Source organism: Dorea longicatena, from assembly GCF_025150085.1.
Lineage (GTDB): Bacteria > Bacillota > Clostridia > Lachnospirales > Lachnospiraceae > Dorea_A > Dorea_A longicatena.
The window spans coordinates 537040-554977 of record NZ_CP102280.1 but is presented as its reverse complement, the minus strand read 5'-3'; the positions used below and the strand labels follow the sequence as shown (position 1 = coordinate 554977).

Below are 17938 nucleotides of genomic sequence, written 5' to 3'. Positions count from 1 at the left end.
GGCTTAAGGTCAATTTTATTTAAGTCTGTTTTCTTCAGACAGTAATTATTACTCTGTTTATAACAATTACCTCGGATGTCTTGATTAAGATATTTAAAAATCTTATCATTTCTATTTCTTATATGCAATTTTCAAGGTACATAGATGATAATGAATCTTCATTATCAAGTGGAGAATACGAGATTCGAACTCGTGACCTCCTGCTTGCAAGGCAGGCGCTCTCCCAACTGAGCTAATCCCCCATATTCAATTATTTTTAGGCTTATAAGTGGGCTTAAGTGGACTCGAACCACCGACCTCACGCTTATCAGGCGTGCGCTCTAACCAGCTGAGCTATAAGCCCATCTTTTTTAGATTTGGCGGCCACCTACTCTCCCGCACCGTCTCCAGTGAAGTACCATCGGCCGCTTAGGTCTTAACCATCGTGTTCGGTATGGGAACGGGTGTTTCCCCTAAGCGCATCGCCACCAAAAATCATTATTAAGCTTTTGACAGCCTTAATAACTAAACAATAGATAACAACCCTTACTTTTATTCCTTAGAAAGGAGGTGATCCAGCCGCACCTTCCGATACGGCTACCTTGTTACGACTTCACCCCAGTTATCGGTCCCACCTTCGGCAGCTCCCTCCTTACGGTTGGGTCACTGACTTCGGGCGTTACTGACTCCCATGGTGTGACGGGCGGTGTGTACAAGACCCGGGAACGTATTCACCGCAGCATTCTGATCTGCGATTACTAGCGATTCCAGCTTCATGTAGTCGAGTTGCAGACTACAATCCGAACTGAGACGTTATTTTTGAGATTTGCTTACCCTCGCGAGTTCGCTTCTCTTTGTTTACGCCATTGTAGCACGTGTGTAGCCCTGGTCATAAGGGGCATGATGATTTGACGTCATCCCCACCTTCCTCCAGGTTATCCCTGGCAGTCTCTCCAGAGTGCCCAGCTTAACCTGCTGGCTACTGAAGATAGGGGTTGCGCTCGTTGCGGGACTTAACCCAACATCTCACGACACGAGCTGACGACAACCATGCACCACCTGTCACCGATGTTCCGAAGAAAAACTTCCATTACGAAGCGGTCATCGGGATGTCAAGATCAGGTAAGGTTCTTCGCGTTGCTTCGAATTAAACCACATGCTCCACCGCTTGTGCGGGTCCCCGTCAATTCCTTTGAGTTTCATTCTTGCGAACGTACTCCCCAGGTGGACTGCTTATTGCGTTAGCTGCGGCACCGAATGGCTTTGCCACCCGACACCTAGCAGTCATCGTTTACGGCGTGGACTACCAGGGTATCTAATCCTGTTTGCTCCCCACGCTTTCGAGCCTCAACGTCAGTCATCGTCCAGCAAGCCGCCTTCGCCACTGGTGTTCCTCCTAATATCTACGCATTTCACCGCTACACTAGGAATTCCACTTGCCTCTCCGACACTCTAGCTCAGCAGTTCCAAATGCAGTCCCGGGGTTGAGCCCCGGGCTTTCACATCTGGCTTGCCGTGCCGTCTACGCTCCCTTTACACCCAGTAAATCCGGATAACGCTTGCCCCCTACGTATTACCGCGGCTGCTGGCACGTAGTTAGCCGGGGCTTCTTAGTCAGGTACCGTCATTTTCTTCCCTGCTGATAGAAGTTTACATACCGAAATACTTCATCCTTCACGCGGCGTCGCTGCATCAGAGTTTCCTCCATTGTGCAATATTCCCCACTGCTGCCTCCCGTAGGAGTCTGGGCCGTGTCTCAGTCCCAATGTGGCCGGTCACCCTCTCAGGTCGGCTACTGATCGTCGGCTTGGTAGGCCGTTACCCCACCAACTACCTAATCAGACGCGGGTCCATCTCATACCACCGGAGTTTTTACCACTGTACCATGCGGTACCGTGGTCTTATGCGGTATTAGCAGTCATTTCTAACTGTTATCCCCCTGTATGAGGCAGGTTACCCACGCGTTACTCACCCGTCCGCCGCTCAGTCGCAAAGGAAATCATCCGAAGAATCTTTCCAAAGTGCTTCGCTCGACTTGCATGTGTTAAGCACGCCGCCAGCGTTCATCCTGAGCCAGGATCAAACTCTCGTAAAAATATCTCAAACCTGCTTTAACACAGATTCAAAAATCAAGTTCGTTCCAGTTCAAGAAAACTACTAGCTTTCTTATCCCCTTTACTGTTTTAAGGTTCGACATTAAATGTCTGTTCTGAATAATTCTCTTTAGAATTTTCAGGGTTGTTGTCTATTGTTTAATTATCAAGGTTCTTTGTCTTCGCTGTTTGAAACAGCTTATTTAGATTATCATATTCATTGACGTTTGTCAAGAACTTTTTTAATCTTTTTTCGACCAGCTTTTCAGCTGTTCGACCGCTATCCTTTCGTCAAACATTCGTTTGCCTCAAGCGACAGCTTATTAAGAATATCATAATCAGTTGTGTTTGTCAACTGTTATTTTATTCTTTTTTTCAGGAGCAATTCCCGAAGATTTCTGATTACCATTCAGCATTACCTGCTGTTTTCCAATCAGTTAGCGCCGTCTTCTGCTTCGACTCTGTTACCTCACGGCCTTGTCTAACACAACGACTCAGTTAATATATCACAGTAGTCGAACTTTGTCAATAAGTTTTTCTAAACTTTTTTATTCATACTGCTTATATATCAACCAAACGGAGAAAGAGGGATTTGAACCCTCGCGCCGCTATTAACGACCTACTCCCTTTCCAGGGGAGCCCCTTCGGCCAGCTTGGGTATTTCTCCAAATAAAAACTGCTCGATTGTTTTATACATAACCCGTTGTTATGCATATCACTTTCTCAACATATCTTTCCTGCATACACAGAATTGCTATCGGCAACTTTTCCTGCATACTATGGCATATAAAAAACTACCAGGATAAACTTGGTAGTTTTTATAAAGCGGAGAGGGTGGGATTCGAACCCACGCGCCCTCTCGGACAAACGGTTTTCAAGACCGCCTCGTTATGACCACTTCGATACCTCTCCATCTATTTACTTGTCCGCCGCTTCCGTATCACCTCAGCGACAAGATGTATTCTATCACAGCTTTTCACTGTCGTCAACACCTTTTTCAAACTTTTTTTATTTTTTTGTATTTTTCTTATTTTCCTGTATTTTTCATCTATAAATACACTTATTTTTCATTATTTATACATAGAACCTGCCATCTGCAGCTTCTATTGCATATTTTGATATCTGCAGAACCCACCATCGGCAAATTCTTCCAAATGCATGGCAATTCACAGATCCCGGCACAGGATTATTGATGTTCAATAAATCCCTTCGCCGTTTCCAGATCTTCCGGTGTCGTAATCTTAATATTACAATAAGAGCCCTCGAATAATTTCACAGGAATCTGCATCTCCTGTTCTACTACCATGGCATCATCGGTTACATTTTCTCTGTCATGCTGCATCAGCTTCTCATACGCCTGTGTAATAAGAGCTGTCTCGAATACCTGCGGGGTCTGAACATTCCATACGTATTTGCGTGCAGGTGTAGTAACTGCAAACTGATTTTCATCTACGATCTTTACCGTATCCTTGCTTGGCATACCGGCAACACATGCACGGTTTTCTTCCACACATGTATAAGCCCTCTTTATAATCTCTTCGTCTACGAACGGTCTGGCGCCGTCATGGATATAGACATATCCTTCTTTCGCTTCTTCTCCCGCCATACCGTCACGGACAGCCTTCAATCCATTCCAGACAGAGTCATAGCGTTCTTTACCGCCCGAAACTACTGCGCGCACTTTTCCAAAATGATATTTATTTACAATTTCTTCGGTCACATAGTCTTCCTGCCCGGCTCCGACTACCATGATCACATCATCAATAATTTCTGACTTTTCAAATGCTTCCAGACAGTAACAGATGATGGGTTTCCCACACAGCTCAATATACTGTTTCTGGATAGATGTTCCCATTCTTTTCCCCTGCCCTGCCGAAAGTACGATTGCCATGCATCTCTTTTTCATTTACTTTTTCCCGCCTTAATTTTGCCTTTTTTTCCTTTTTAACGCTCGCCAAGCTTCAGATTCGGAACTGCATTCAGATCCCATCCGCTTCTGGTTCCATTCATATATTCATAATAAGCTGCCACACCAATCATAGCCGCATTATCGGTACAGAAAATCGGAGACGGATAATAGAATTTCACGCCTCGTTTTTCACATGCTTCTTTCATTGCCGCACGAAGAGCACTGTTCGATGCTACGCCGCCTGCGATGGCAAATTTGTCTACTTTATATTCTTCTACTGCATGCATAGCTTTAGCAACCAGTACATCGGTGACTGCTTTCTGGAAAGAAGCCGCGATATCTGCCTGGTTGTATTCTTCGCCCTTCATCTTGCATCCGTTAATATAATTCAGAACGGCGGATTTTAATCCACTGAAACTGAAGTCATATGGTGCGTCTTCTACATTTGCACGTGGAAATGCGATGGCATCCGGATTGCCTTCTTTTGCAACTTTATCAATCTTCGGTCCTCCCGGATAGCCAAGTCCGATTGCACGGGCCACCTTGTCAAACGCTTCTCCTGCCGCATCATCTCTGGTTCTTCCGATGATATCGAATTTTCCATAATCCTTCACACGAACCAGATGGGTATGTCCTCCGGATACTACCAGTGAGAAAAATGGTGGTTCTAACTCTTTATGTTCAATAAAATTGGCTGCGATATGCCCTTCGATATGATGTACTCCGACCAGCGGTTTACCTGCTGCATATGCGATTGCCTTTGCTTCTGCCACGCCTACGAGGAGTGCACCTACCAGTCCCGGTCCGTAAGTTACACCGATTGCGTCGATATCGTCCAGTGTTACCTCTGCCTCTTTCAGTGCTTCTTCAATGACCTGATTAATCTTTTCTATATGTTTTCTGGATGCAATCTCCGGCACAACACCTCCATACAATGTATGCAGGGCAATCTGTGAAGAAATGACATTGGACAGTACTTCTCTTCCATTTTTTACAACTGCCGCTGCTGTCTCATCACAGGAGCTTTCGATTGCCAGTATTAATACATCTTTTGTCTCGCTCATATTTTCCCTCCTAATCTTCAAATACCAGTTCTACCGAGCGCTTATCTTTTGCTGCGATTGAATTCGGGAATATTGCCTTGACATCGTCCATATATTCCTCTGGTTTTGTCAGTGACGGGCTATAATGTGTCAGCCACATTTCTTTTACTTCTGCTTCTTTTGCAAGCTGTGCTGCTTCATAGAATGTCATATGCTTATATTCTTTGGCCTTCTTCTGCTTATCCTTTTCGCCATACATTCCTTCACAGATGAAGAGATCGGAATGCTTTGCATTCTGCTTAATAGATTCCGTCGGTCTCGTGTCTGTGGTATACGTAAGCTTGATTCCCTTTCTTGCCGGCCCGAGTACCATATTCGGTGTATATACGTGCCTCTTAGTCTCTATTGTTTCACCTTTTTGCAAAAGTCCCCAGTATTCCTGTGGGATATTTGACGCTTTCGCCCTTTCCACATCGAATTTTCCTGCACGGTCGATCTCCATTGTATAACCATAACAGGTTACGTTGTGATTCACACGAAATGCTTTTAACCGGTAGCCATTCAATTCGAATGTCTGCTCGGTTTCCGTAATTTCCATATATTTAATCTGGAACGGCAGCTCCGGTGCGATCACGCGCAGGGCATTTACTACCCGTTCCAGCCCCTTTGGCCCGATTAATGTAAGCGGTTTGGTACGGTCTGCATTTCCCATTGTAAGAAGCAGGCCCGGAAGTCCGCTGATATGATCCCCGTGATAATGCGTAAAGCAGATCACGTCGATTGGTTTAAAACTCCAGCCTTTTTCTTTGATCGCAATCTGCGTTCCCTCTCCGCAGTCGATCAACAGGCTGCTTCCATTATAGCGCACCATCAGGGATGTAAGCCACCTGTATGGCAATGGCATCATCCCTCCGGTTCCTAACAAACATACATCTAACATAATTTTCCTCTATTCTTCTTCCAGTTTAATCTTAAAACTGCCCGTCAGTTCATCATAACAGGCTTCACAAAGGTCAAAATGATCCATCCGGTTATCTTTGTCAGAAAAATATCCCCATCGCTTGTCCACGCTCAGCACATCTTCCTGGGGAACCCCTTCTATCACCGGAATCACTCTGCCGCATTTATTACATACGATACTTGTAACTTCTTTTACTTTTTTTGTCTGTTCTTCAAACTGGCGCATACCGTTCCTCCTGTAATTCCGGCACCGTTTTTGCCGGTGCTGTTCTGCTGTTACATTGTTCTCTTTTCATTACTCTCTATCTTTTTGTTCTCTCGGTTACGCCTATATTATAGCTTTCCATCTGTATGCTGACCAGTGGAAAGTGCTGTAAGAATTACCATTGTTTCCTATAGATTCTTTGACATCAAAATGGCATTTTCCTGTGGATTCTCGTAATAGTTTTTACGGATTCCATCTTCTGTGAATCCACATTTCTCATAAAATCTTCTGGCGGCTTCGTTGCCTTCTCTTACTTCCAACATGATTCTTGTTATCTGCTGTTCCTCACAAAACGCCACAAGTTCCTGGAACATTTGTCCGGCAGCCCCTTGTCTGCGCATAGAAGGAGCTATTGCGATCCTTGCGATCTCGCCTTCATCTAATACGTAATAGATAATGAGATAGCCTGCGATTTTCTCCTCTGTCTTTGCTGCAAATATCACTGCATTCTTCTGATTCCATGTCTCTTCCAGACTTTTCAGGCTCCATGCATCGGAGAATATTTCACTTTCCAACGCGGCAATATCCTGAAGATCCGACAGTTCTGCCTTACATATCTTTTCTAACATGCCTCAATGTCTCTGATCAGTTCTTCCACCACTTCCGGCTTTGTTGCCCAGCTTGTACAGAATCTGACCGCACTTTCTGCATCCGATACCTTCTCCCAGAATTCAAACACATATTTTTCTTTTAATTTCTCAATATGGCTGTCCGGCAGGATCGGGAACTGCTGATTCGTATAGGAATCGTAACGCAGGCCATATCCTTTTTTCTGAAATACCTTCTTAAGCTTCATTGCCAGTTCATCTGCATGTGCAGATATCTTAAAATAAAGGTCATCTGTAAACAGTGTATCAAACTGGACGCCAAGAAGACGGCCCTTTGCCAGCATTCCGCCATTCTGCTTGATCATGTAGCGAAAATCCTTCTTTAATGCCTCATTCGTGATCACAACAGCTTCACCAAATAACGCTCCTACCTTGGTTCCACCGATATAGAATACGTCTGTATATTTTGCAAGATCTGTAAGTGTAATATCATTGGTCTCTGCCATCAGTCCATATCCAAGACGTGCTCCATCAAGGAAGAGTAACATGTCATATTTCTTGCACACTTCATACAGATCCATTAATTCTTTCTTTGTATACAGTGTTCCATTCTCTGTAGGGTGGGAAATATATACCATTCCCGGCTGCACCATATGCTCCTGACTTCCATCTGTAAAATGAGCATGACACATTTCGTCTACCTGTACGGCACTGATCTTTCCGTCTCCACTTGGAAGCGGCAGTACTTTATGTCCGGTTGCTTCAATTGCTCCGGTCTCATGCACATTAATGTGTCCGCTTACTGCTGCAACTGCACCCTGATAAGGACGGAGTGCCGCACTGATCACAGTTGTATTGGTCTGTGTTCCGCCTACCAGGAAATGCACATCTGCATCCTGACATTCACACAGATCCTTAATCTTCTGTCTTGCGCTGTCGCAGTATGGATCCAGTCCATATCCGTCGGTCTGTTCCATATTTGTCTCTACCATCCGCTGCATAATTGCAGGATGGGCACCTTCTGTATAATCACACTGAAATCTATACATTTCCCAGTCTCTCCTTCCGTTCTCTTTCTGCCTGAGACACACGGAGATAATCCGGTTCATGCTCCATTGCAGTTTCGATCTTTCCTTCTTTATAATACTGCATTCCCAGTGTTCCTACGGATGCAGCTCTCTGCCGGTTCATATTTGCCGGCGCAAATGTAACAGCTTCTCCCGGCAGGATCTCTTCTTTAATCTTTGTCTTGTGCACAGGAACCCCGTCGCCAAGGAAGGTTACTCTTCTTCCTTCTTTTAAATATTTTTTCAGCTTTTCTCCCAGTTCTTCTATCGGAACTGCCATCTGGTCTTCCAGTATGTGAAGCTTCTGTCCGTCAAATTCATAGATTCCCGCATACACCTGCCCGCGTCTTGCATCCATGATCGGACATACAACATCTGCGATTCCGCACAGATTGTAAGCAAGTCCCTCCAGTGTCGGAATATGGATCAACGGTTTCTCAAGCGCAAGTCCAAGTCCCTTGGCCGTTGCGGAACCGATACGAAGTCCCGTAAATGATCCCGGCCCTCCGGCTACCGCTATCGCATCTACGGTACGCAGATCCAGTTCTGTCATCTTCACGATCTCGTCCAGCATCGGAAGTAATGTCTGTGAATGTGTCTTCTTATAATTGACTGTATATTCGGCAATGACCTGGTCATCCACTGCCCCGTCTTCTACTACAGCTACACTGGCGACCAGTCCTGAGCTGTCTAATGCTAATATTCGCATATTGTAATCCTCCGGTAATCGAATCCTTTTTCCAGATCCTTTTCTATCTTAATCTCTGTGTAATGTTCCGGTAATATCTCTTCGATCAGATTAGCCCACTCGATCAGGCTGACGCCCTCTCCGTAAATGTAATCTTCATAGCCAATCTCATCCATCTCTTCCACATCACCGATTCGGTACACATCAAAATGATAAAAGGGAAGTCTTCCTTCATCATAGATCTGCACAATGGTAAATGTAGGACTGCTGACCGGTTCATCTATCCCCAGTCCTTTGGCAAGACCTTTGGTAAATATCGTCTTCCCGACACCCAGATCTCCCACCAATGTATACACCTGTCCTGCACAGGCTTTTTCACCCAGACTAAATCCCAGATCCCAAGTCTCTTTCTCACTGTTTGTCTCTATTATCATAAGCTCTCCCTTTCCATTTTTTGAAATCACTGTATTCAGTATCTTTAAGTATAACACATCTTTTTTTCTTCCGCTACTCATGATATACTTTCTGATAACAGCTTAAATATATTAATTTTTATCAATAATGGAGGAAAACGTATGAAATTCACATTTTATCACAATAACATTAACGTTGCTGATCTTGACAAGTCTATCGAATTCTACAAGAAAGCACTTGGACTTAAGATTACAAAAGAGACAGAAGCTGCCGACGGAAGCTTCAAGCTGGTATTCATGGGAGATGATACCACCCCGCACAAATTAGAGCTCACATGGCTGCGCGATATGGACAGACCTTATGATCTCGGAGACAATGAGATTCATCTGGCAATGCAGACAGATGATATGGACGCGGCACTGGCATTCCATAAAGAGATGAATTGCGTCTGTTTTGAGAATCCGGAGATGGGTATTTATTTCATTAATGATCCGGATGGGTATTGGGTGGAGATTTGTCCGGCGGAGTAAGATTTGTATTTAATTGATTATCGTGGCTTACCCCGGTCCATGAGAAAGACTTGGTATCCTGGTGCGGGCTAAGATTCCACGATGAAGAAGTTATAAGGGCGTCAGAATTTTCTAAAAACACCCGAAATATGTACAAAACTCGCCATTCGGCTCAAACAGTGGCACATATTCCGGGTAACGAAAATTCTGACGCCCTAACAACTTCTAATCATCGCTCCATATACGCCCGCACCAGGATACCAAGTCTTTCTCATGTCGTGATAGGCCAATGATAATGAATTCAACAGAGGGACTGTAACCTTTGTGTGTAGCCGGAAAGTTGTGGTGAAGGCCCTTGACTTTCTGGCTTTTTGTCGCCGTATCTCCGTAAGAAACTATTGCTTGCAAGTTATGTAGGTAACAGTTTTATAAGCAAACTTTCGGTGTCACAACGGTTACGGTTCCACTGTTTCATTTATTATGGCATGCGAAAACGTGACTGAATAAAAGTATGGGAGTGATTTCTGTGCATATGAGGTCATGGTTAGTAACTCTTGAGTAATAAAATTGGCCGTTAGTCCTGGAAAAATCATTGTCTGAGACGAATGTCGAGTTTTGATTTTTCCAGGACTGCTTTTAGGACAATTTTGTTGCTCTAGAGTTACTCCATGATCGAATCAGCACAGAAATCACTCCTATACTTTTATTCAGGCCCTGGGTAAGCCACCATATAATAAATGAAACACCCCTACGCATTCATCTTCAATATCGGACTAATCTTCTTATAAACCAGTAACACGATCAAAGACACCAACACACCTTTCAGCAGATTGAACGGTCCAACTGCCAGTATCACGAATGTTTTAAGGTCTGTAATATGCTTATTCACAGCCGTTCCCATTCCAACCAGTCCGTCGATCGGCATACCGAATGCTTTGGCATATGCCGGTAGTAATACGAAGGCATTCAGGAAACATCCGACTACTGTCATGAATACGGTTCCCGCTGCCATTCCGGCTACTGCTCCGGTTCTGGTATGTTTCTTATGGTAGATCAATGCGGCCGGCACAACCAGTGAACAGCCAATCAGGAAGTTTGCAATTTCTCCGACTCCCGCTGTCATAGTTCCGTTGATTGCAAAGTTCAGTAAGATCTTGATAAGTTCTATTGCCGCTCCGGCGAGTGGTCCCATTGCAAAACTTCCGATCAGAATCGGTACTTCGCTGAAATCTATCTCATAGAAGGACGGAGCGAACGGAAGCGGAATTTCGAACAACATCAATACTGTTGCGATTGCCGATAACATACCAATCTGTGCCATTGTCCTGATTTTGTTTCTGTTCTTTTCATTTTGTCTTGTCATTACTTTTGTACTCATCTTTCTTTCTCCTTTAAACCGAATTATATTCTAAAGGAAGAAACTTCTTAATTTTGAACCATACAATATTCACATAGCAAGCAAAAACCCCGCCACCCAAAGGGCAACGAGGCAATCATATCATTCTGATAATCCTGTAAATATCGTATCATCCTTCTCTCATCCAGACTTTACTGTCGGTTCTGGAATCTCACCAAATCGGCTGATCATCACATTGATAACATCTGTTCAGATATCTCTGACCAGAAATTCTTCAAATGACCAGTTCGCGGACTTTACCGCCGGTTGGGAATCACACCCTGCCCCGAAGAATCTTCTTTCGTCTTATATTATAGTACGGCATATCCGTCTATGCAACCATTATTTTGTGCTCATCTCACGGATCAGTTTTCTGATTGGAAGAACAAATGTCGGAGATACAGACAATTCATCGATTCCCATCTTAAGGAATGTCTCTGTCAGAGTCATATCTGCTCCAAGTTCTCCGCAGATACCAACCCAGCATCCTGCTTTGTGTCCGTTTTCGATCGTCTTCTGGATCATGCGGAGCACTGCCGGATGATGTGAATCATAAATGTTGTCAAGTTTGCTGTTCTGTCTGTCAATTGCCAGTGTATACTGAGTCAGGTCGTTTGTTCCGATACTGAAGAAGTCAACTTCCTCTGCCAGAAGATCGCTGATCATCACTGCTGCCGGTGTCTCGATCATAATACCCTGTTCAACTTCACCGTACTCGATTCCTTTTTCTGTCAGTTCTGTCTTGATAGACTCTACGATTTTCTTAATCTCTTTTACTTCATCTACAGAGATGATCATCGGGTACATAATTCCGATGTTACCATATGCACTTGCACGGAGAAGTGCGCGAAGCTGTGTACGGAAGATATCTCTTCTATCCAGGCAGATACGGATCGCACGGTATCCCATGGCCGGATTTTCTTCATGATCAAGGTTGAAGTAATCTACCTGCTTGTCTGCACCGATATCCAGTGTACGCACGATTACTTTCTTTCCTGCCATGTTCTCTGCAACCGTCTTGTATGCCTGGAACTGTGCTTCTTCATCCGGATAGTTATCTGCTTCCAGATATAAGAACTCACTTCTGAACAGACCGATTCCGGCTGCATCATTGGCAAGTACGCTTGCAACGTCTTTTACGCCACCGATATTTGCATATAATTTGATGTGTTTTCCATCTACAGTTACGTCTTCTTTTCCCTTTAATTCCTGAAGAAGTTCTCTTGCTTTGATGTCTTCTTCTTTCTTTTCCTGCATTTTCTTTAAGATATCTTCGTCCGGATCAATGTAGAATGTTCCTGTGTAGCCGTCTACGACTGCCATCTTTCCATTCCATTCTTCTTTGATATCTACTTCGATCAATGCCGGAATGTTCATGGTTCTTGCAAGGATTGCAGTATGTGAGTTTGCAGATCCAAGTCTGGTTACGAATGCAAGAAGTTTCTCTTTGTCCATCTGGACAGTCTCACTCGGTGCAAGGTCTTCTGCCACAACGATCACTGGTTCATCACCGAGGGCTCCACCGCTTTCGTTCCCACTTAAGATATTTACCATACGTTCCGAGATATCTTTTACATCTGCTGCTCTTGCTTTGAAATAATCATCTTCCATCTCTGCAAACATCTTCGCAAAGTTATCTCCTGTTGTAGCAACGGCAAATTCTGCGTTTACCTGCTGTGTCTCGATGATATTAACAACAGAATCAATATAATCATCATCTTCCAGCATCATCTGATGTACTTCAAATACAGCAGCATTCGCTTCTCCGACTTCTTTTAATGCTTTTTCGTACAGTCCCTGTAACTGCTCTGCTGCCTTTGCACGTGCATCCTCGTAACGTTTGATCTGTTCTGCAGTATCCTCTATTTTCACACGTTTTACAGGCTGTTCTCCCTTCTGGTAGAACAATATTTTTCCAATTGCAATTCCTTTAAATATTGATTTGCCAGTATATTTCTCCATAAATGATACCTCGTCCTTCCTTCAATCTTTGTTAACATTCTAACTCACAATACCTGTAAAGTCTAGTTTTTCGTAACTTTGTTTTCATTCTGCATTCATGCACTTTCTTAACCCATATTTCCATTCTTGTTTTGATTCAATTCGTCGTAACGCAGCTTTTCCATTGTAAATCCACGTCCTCTTACCTCATTGATCTGCGTGATCGTGATAAATGCTTTCGGATCAATCTCCTGAATTGCCTCTTTTACAGAATACAGCTTTCTGCTGTGGATGACACATAATACGCCCTGCTGCTTCTGTTCTCCATAACCGGTCTCGATGTCTACCATTGTCACTCCGGCATCAATATCCGTTAAGACTTTCTGACGGATTTCTCTGTATTTGTCCGAAATTATAAATAACTGGATCTGTGACTTTCCAAGAAGCATCACCCGGTTCAGCACAACCGTACTTAAAAATAAATTCAGAATACCATACAGTATCTGTTCCGAATCTGAAAACAACATCTGAAGTCCCAGCACCGAAAAATCTACAATATACAAAAATACCGCTACCGGGACATGGAACCATTTATGTAACACAAGTGCCAGTATATCGGTTCCACCGGTAGATGCACCTACTCTTACCACCAATCCGATACCGATTCCAAGAAGGACCCCTCCATATAATGCCGCAAGCATAGCATTATTCTCCGTCACTTTGTCTATTCCCGGAATGGACTGTACCATCGACAGGAATATTGGATAAATAAAAGAACTGATGATCGTTGTCAATGCAAACTTCTTTCCCAGAAATACTGCACCGAGAACGAACAGCACCGCATTGATTGCCAAAATGATCAGCGACAGGTTCACCGGAAAATAATGGCTGATCGTAAGACCGATACCGGTTGCACCTCCCATGATGATCCCATTTGGCACGGTAAACGCAGCCACAGCAAATGACAGTACAAGATTACCGACCAGCACACCCAGAATAGTTTTGATTGTTTTTCCCCAACTTTTTTTCATATGTCCCATCCTCTCTCCGTATTTTATTTTGCGATTATACATATAACCCGTTACAGACAGTTATCCCCATATAACTGCCTGTAAACTCATGTTTTCCACATTTTTATATTAATAATGTGGATTCTCTTTCTTCATTTTCCAGATTATGAAATTCCTTTCATCGTAAGCTGGATTCTCTTCTTCTTAAGATCCACGCTCATCACTTTTACATCCACGATATCGCCAACACTTACCACTTCCAGCGGATGCTTAATGAATTTCTTATCCGTAATCTCGGAAATGTGTACCAGTCCGTCCTGGTGCACTCCGATATCTACAAACACACCAAAGTCAATGACATTTCTTACGGTTCCTTTAAGGATCATGCCTTCTTTTAAGTCTTTCATATCTAAGACATCTGTTCTTAAGATCGGTTTCGGCATCTCATCACGCGGGTCACGTCCCGGTTTTTCCAGTTCTTTCACAATATCCCGGAGGGTGATCTCTCCGATCTCCAGTTCTTTTGCAAGTCTTGCATAGTCTTTGATCGTAAGAGAAAGTCCGGCAAGCTTTCCTCCGCTGATGTCTTCCAGTGAAAATCCCTGTTTCTTCAGAAGTTTTTCTGCAGCTTCATAAGACTCCGGATGTACACTGGTTCCGTCTAACGGATTCGTACCGTTCTGTATTCTCATGAATCCGGCACATTGTTCGAACGCCTTTGGTCCAAGCTTTGCAACCTTCAGAAGCTGTTTTCTGTCTGTGAATCTTCCGTTTTCTTCTCTGTATGCCACAATGCTCTTAGCAATCGCACCGGAAATACCTGAAATATAAGAAAGTAACGGTGCGGATGCTGTATTCAGGTCAACTCCGACTTTATTTACACAATCTTCGACAACTCCGGATAAGGCTTCGCTTAATTTCTTCTGGTTCATATCATGCTGATACTGTCCGACACCAATGGATTTCGGATCAATCTTTACAAGCTCTGCCAGCGGATCCTGCAGTCTTCTTGCAATAGACGTCGCACTTCTCTGTCCCACATCAAATTTCGGAAATTCTTCTGATGCGAGCTTACTTGCAGAATACACGGAAGCTCCTGCTTCATTTACGATTACATACTGCACTTTCTGCGGGATCTCTTTTAACAGTTCTACAATGAACTGCTCAGACTCTCTGGATGCAGTACCATTTCCTACGGAGATCAGTGTAATGTTATATTTTGCAATAATCTTCTTCAGCAGGTCTTTGGACGCCTGGATTTTCTTCGGTGTCGTCGGCGCTGTCGGGTAGATCACTGTCGTTCCGATCACTTTACCGGTCGGATCTACAACTGCAAGCTTACATCCGGTACGGAATGCAGGATCCCAGCCAAGTACAGTCTGTCCTACAATCGGAGGCTGCATCAGAAGCTGGTGCAGGTTCTTCTTAAATACGCTGATTGCCCCGTCTTCTGCCTTCTCTGTCAGGTCGCTTCGGATCTCACGCTCGATTGCCGGTGCAATCAGACGCTTATAGCTGTCTTCTGCTACTTCTTTTAAAATCGGTGTGGTATGCGGGTTATCACTGTGGATCATCTTCTTTTCCAGATATCTTAAGATGTCATCCTGCGGTGCTTCGATCTTTACTGTAAGGAACTTTTCTTTCTCCCCGCGGTTCAGTGCAAGCACTCTGTGGCCTGCAAGCTTTGTCACCGGCTCTTCAAAATCATAGTACATCTCGTATACCGACTCTGCTTTTTCGTCTTTTGCCTGTGAAATTACTTTTCCGTGCTGTACGGTTGCTTTACGGATCCAGCTTCTGTAATCTGCCTCATCCGATACCGATTCGGCGATGATATCTTTTGCTCCGTCAATTGCTTCTTTTACGGATTTTACTTCTTTCTCCGGATTCACATATTCTTCTGCATACACTTCTATCGGTTTCTCCGCTTTCTGAAGTGTGATAAGTGCTGCAAGCGGTTCCAGTCCCTTCTCTTTTGCAATCATGGCACGTGTCCGGCGTTTCGGCCGGTATGGGCGGTAAAGATCTTCTACCACTACCATTGTCTCTGCTGCCAGGATCTGCTTTTTCAGTTCTTCGGTAAGCTTTCCCTGTTCTTCGATACTTGCCAGAACCTGTTCTTTCTTTTCTTCCAGATTACGCAGGTACATCAGTCTTTCATGCAGTGTCCGCAGTTGTGCATCGTCCAATGTTCCTGTAACTTCTTTTCTATATCTTGCGATAAACGGAATCGTATTGCCTTCATCAATTAATTTTACCGCAGCATCTACCTGCCATCTCTTGACACCAAGTTCTCCGGTAATCACCTGATTAATATCCATATGTTTTGTCTGTCCCTTTCTTGCTGTATTTCGAAGATTTTTCTCTTCTTTATTACGCGGATAATTATAACTGAATTCACTTCCGTATGCAATGCCGCCGGCAATACAGAGTTCACTCTGTTTTCTTGAAAATACATTTTCTCTATGTTATACTGAAACTGCTTGAACTTATTAGAAAATATAAATACTCAAAGGGGCTTTTACTTATGAATCAGGAAACACAGGGACTCTCAAAACAACAAATCAAATCCAGAGAAACACGCGCCAAGATCTTCCAAGCAGCCAAACGCATTCTGCAAAAGCAGGGCTATGAACAACTGTCAATCAAAAATATCTGCGAAGAAGCAGGCGTTTCCAACGGAAGTTTTTATCACCATTTTAAGACGAAAGATGATCTTCTTTCTTATTATATAGAAGAACAGCCAAGTATGGATCCGGATCTTCTTGAACTTCCGTCCAGTGCTGCTGAGACAAAAGAAGCAATCATCTCAGTTTATTTAAATTATGTTCACTACTGCGAAGAGCTCGGAGTGGAATTCATGGCCAATTATTATACACCTAAGAATCAGTCCCTGAATCCTTTGATCCGTACAGAAAGACCATACCCGATCGTTACCGTTCATGATTATCTGAAGCGTGTGATCGAATCCGGAATCATTTCCCCATCGGCAGACCTTGAGGATATTACAACTGACATCCGTATGATCGTAATCGGAAATGTATTCGAATGGTGCTTAAAAAGCGGCGATGCTGATTTTGAAGGTAATATGCGTCGGTCCCTTACTACTTATCTGAACGGATTATTCTAACAAATCATTACATCATATAGATACTTTATCGAATTTCAAAAACTTACAAAGGATGAATGCGATATGTACACATTTATTGCCAATCCTAATGCCAGATCCGGCAGAGGGATTCTTCTCTGGAAACAGATTGAGAAGATCTTACAGGAAAAAGAAATTGAATATAAAGTTTTATTTACTAAATACCAGCATCATGCTACCAGACTGGTTCATGATCTTACCTCCGATAGCGCATCCCATACGATCGTTGTACTGGGAGGCGATGGTACTTTGAATGAAGTGATCGACGGAATCGTATATCTCGATAAGGTAACACTCGGATATATTCCGCTTGGATCCGGCAATGACTTTGCCAGAGGCCTTGGTCTTCCAACGGATATTCACGGTGCCCTGGAGCAGATTCTTGCCCCAACGCATTACACCGCCATGAATGTAGGTGTACTTGATTACGAGAATAAGCACCGAAGATTCGCTGTAAGTACCGGAATTGGCTTCGATGCTGCAGTCTGTCATCAGGTGATGGTCACACCGCTTAAGGCTTTCCTCAACCGGCTGAAGCTCGGAAAGCTTACATATCTTGGTGTTGCCCTTCATAAACTGTTCACATTAAAACCAGTCACTATGACGGTCACAACCGAAAATGGTGAGACAAAAACATATGAAAAAGTATATTTCACAGCTGTTATGAATCTGAAATATGAAGGTGGCGGTTTTAACTTCTGTCCTGCTGCCAGTGGTACAGATGACAGGTTAGATATCATTACCGTAGCAGAATTACCGAGACTTAAAGTTCTTTGTCTGCTGCCAACGGCCTTCAAAGGATGGCACACACGTTTCCATGGAATCCATCTTGATACCTGCACAGAAGTGACTGTCATAAGCGATTACCCACTGCCTGTACATACAGACGGCGAGCCCGTCTTTTTACAATCTGAGATCCACGTACATCTGGAGAAAGAAAAGTTACGTATTATTACACCTTGTTAATC

General features: G+C 43.7%; 15 protein-coding genes, 4 tRNA genes, 2 rRNA genes and 1 riboswitch. Of the genes, 3 read left to right on the top strand and 18 right to left on the bottom strand.

The features are described from left to right. Positions 1–169: 169 nt before the first annotated feature. From NQ508_RS02725 to tsaE, 14 genes are all read right to left on the bottom strand, one after another. Positions 170–242, bottom strand: a tRNA-Ala gene (locus NQ508_RS02725). A 27-nt stretch (positions 243–269) separates the two neighbouring features. After that, positions 270–343, bottom strand: a tRNA-Ile gene (locus NQ508_RS02720). Between the two features lie 11 nt (positions 344–354). Next, positions 355–472 (bottom strand): 5S ribosomal RNA (rrf, locus tag NQ508_RS02715). Between the two features lie 70 nt (positions 473–542). Further along, positions 543–2074: ribosomal RNA gene (locus NQ508_RS02710) — 16S ribosomal RNA — on the bottom strand. A 575-nt stretch (positions 2075–2649) separates the two neighbouring features. Continuing rightward, positions 2650–2739, bottom strand: a tRNA-Ser gene (locus NQ508_RS02705). A 159-nt stretch (positions 2740–2898) separates the two neighbouring features. Continuing rightward, a tRNA-Ser gene (locus NQ508_RS02700) sits at positions 2899–2984 on the bottom strand. Between the two features lie 274 nt (positions 2985–3258). Further along, positions 3259–3978 (bottom strand): 2-C-methyl-D-erythritol 4-phosphate cytidylyltransferase, encoded by a 720-nt coding sequence (gene ispD, locus NQ508_RS02695; RefSeq protein ID WP_006428033.1) that lies wholly within the window; start codon positions 3976–3978, stop codon positions 3259–3261. 38 nt (positions 3979–4016) lie between these two features. After that, positions 4017–5045: a tRNA (adenosine(37)-N6)-threonylcarbamoyltransferase complex transferase subunit TsaD gene (gene tsaD, locus NQ508_RS02690; protein ID WP_006428035.1), complete on the bottom strand. Its 1029-nt coding sequence runs from the start codon at positions 5043–5045 to the stop codon at positions 4017–4019. A gap of 10 nt (positions 5046–5055) precedes the next feature. Next, positions 5056–5964, bottom strand: coding sequence for a ribonuclease Z (locus tag NQ508_RS02685; RefSeq protein ID WP_006428036.1), 909 nt, complete (start codon positions 5962–5964; stop codon positions 5056–5058). 9 nt (positions 5965–5973) lie between these two features. Further along, a complete protein-coding gene (locus tag NQ508_RS02680; RefSeq protein WP_006428037.1) occupies positions 5974–6210 on the bottom strand; it encodes a hypothetical protein in 237 nt (78 codons plus the stop codon). Between the two features lie 167 nt (positions 6211–6377). After that, positions 6378–6818 (bottom strand): ribosomal protein S18-alanine N-acetyltransferase, encoded by a 441-nt coding sequence (gene rimI, locus NQ508_RS02675; protein WP_006428038.1) that lies wholly within the window; start codon positions 6816–6818, stop codon positions 6378–6380. Continuing rightward, a complete protein-coding gene (locus tag NQ508_RS02670) occupies positions 6812–7846 on the bottom strand; it encodes a threonine aldolase family protein (protein WP_006428039.1) in 1035 nt (344 codons plus the stop codon). Before NQ508_RS02670 ends, rimI begins: the two co-directional genes overlap by 7 nt. Then, positions 7839–8573 carry a tRNA (adenosine(37)-N6)-threonylcarbamoyltransferase complex dimerization subunit type 1 TsaB gene (gene tsaB / locus NQ508_RS02665; RefSeq protein WP_006428040.1) on the bottom strand — a complete coding sequence of 245 codons (735 nt, stop codon included), beginning with the start codon at positions 8571–8573 and terminating at the stop codon, positions 7839–7841. The genes NQ508_RS02670 and tsaB overlap by 8 nt, the downstream gene beginning before the upstream one ends. After that, complete coding sequence (tsaE, locus tag NQ508_RS02660) at positions 8561–8986, bottom strand: tRNA (adenosine(37)-N6)-threonylcarbamoyltransferase complex ATPase subunit type 1 TsaE (protein ID WP_028088421.1); 426 nt, start codon at positions 8984–8986, stop codon at positions 8561–8563. Before tsaE ends, tsaB begins: the two co-directional genes overlap by 13 nt. A gap of 141 nt (positions 8987–9127) precedes the next feature. On the opposite strand from tsaE, the gene NQ508_RS02655 reads away from it, so the two are divergent. Further along, positions 9128–9496 (top strand): VOC family protein, encoded by a 369-nt coding sequence (locus NQ508_RS02655; protein ID WP_006428042.1) that lies wholly within the window; start codon positions 9128–9130, stop codon positions 9494–9496. 727 nt (positions 9497–10223) lie between these two features. On the opposite strand, the gene NQ508_RS02650 is transcribed toward NQ508_RS02655, so the two are convergent. From NQ508_RS02650 to NQ508_RS02635, 4 genes are all read right to left on the bottom strand, one after another. Beyond that, positions 10224–10853, bottom strand: coding sequence for an ECF transporter S component (locus tag NQ508_RS02650; protein ID WP_006427444.1), 630 nt, complete (start codon positions 10851–10853; stop codon positions 10224–10226). 147 nt (positions 10854–11000) lie between these two features. Beyond that, positions 11001–11169: riboswitch (FMN riboswitch) on the bottom strand. A 44-nt stretch (positions 11170–11213) separates the two neighbouring features. Further along, the gene (ptsP, locus tag NQ508_RS02645) at positions 11214–12833 is read right to left on the bottom strand and encodes a phosphoenolpyruvate--protein phosphotransferase (protein ID WP_006427443.1); all 1620 of its coding nucleotides are present in this window, start codon (positions 12831–12833) and stop codon (positions 11214–11216) included. Positions 12834–12940: 107 nt separating this feature from the next. Beyond that, complete coding sequence (locus tag NQ508_RS02640; protein WP_022415173.1) at positions 12941–13843, bottom strand: YitT family protein; 903 nt, start codon at positions 13841–13843, stop codon at positions 12941–12943. A 143-nt stretch (positions 13844–13986) separates the two neighbouring features. Continuing rightward, complete coding sequence (locus NQ508_RS02635) at positions 13987–16143, bottom strand: Tex family protein (protein ID WP_006427441.1); 2157 nt, start codon at positions 16141–16143, stop codon at positions 13987–13989. 206 nt (positions 16144–16349) lie between these two features. On the opposite strand from NQ508_RS02635, the gene NQ508_RS02630 reads away from it, so the two are divergent. Then, positions 16350–16952 carry a TetR/AcrR family transcriptional regulator gene (locus tag NQ508_RS02630; protein WP_022415175.1) on the top strand — a complete coding sequence of 201 codons (603 nt, stop codon included), beginning with the start codon at positions 16350–16352 and terminating at the stop codon, positions 16950–16952. A 63-nt stretch (positions 16953–17015) separates the two neighbouring features. Then, complete coding sequence (locus tag NQ508_RS02625) at positions 17016–17936, top strand: diacylglycerol/lipid kinase family protein (RefSeq protein ID WP_006427439.1); 921 nt, start codon at positions 17016–17018, stop codon at positions 17934–17936. Positions 17937–17938 lie beyond the last annotated feature (2 nt).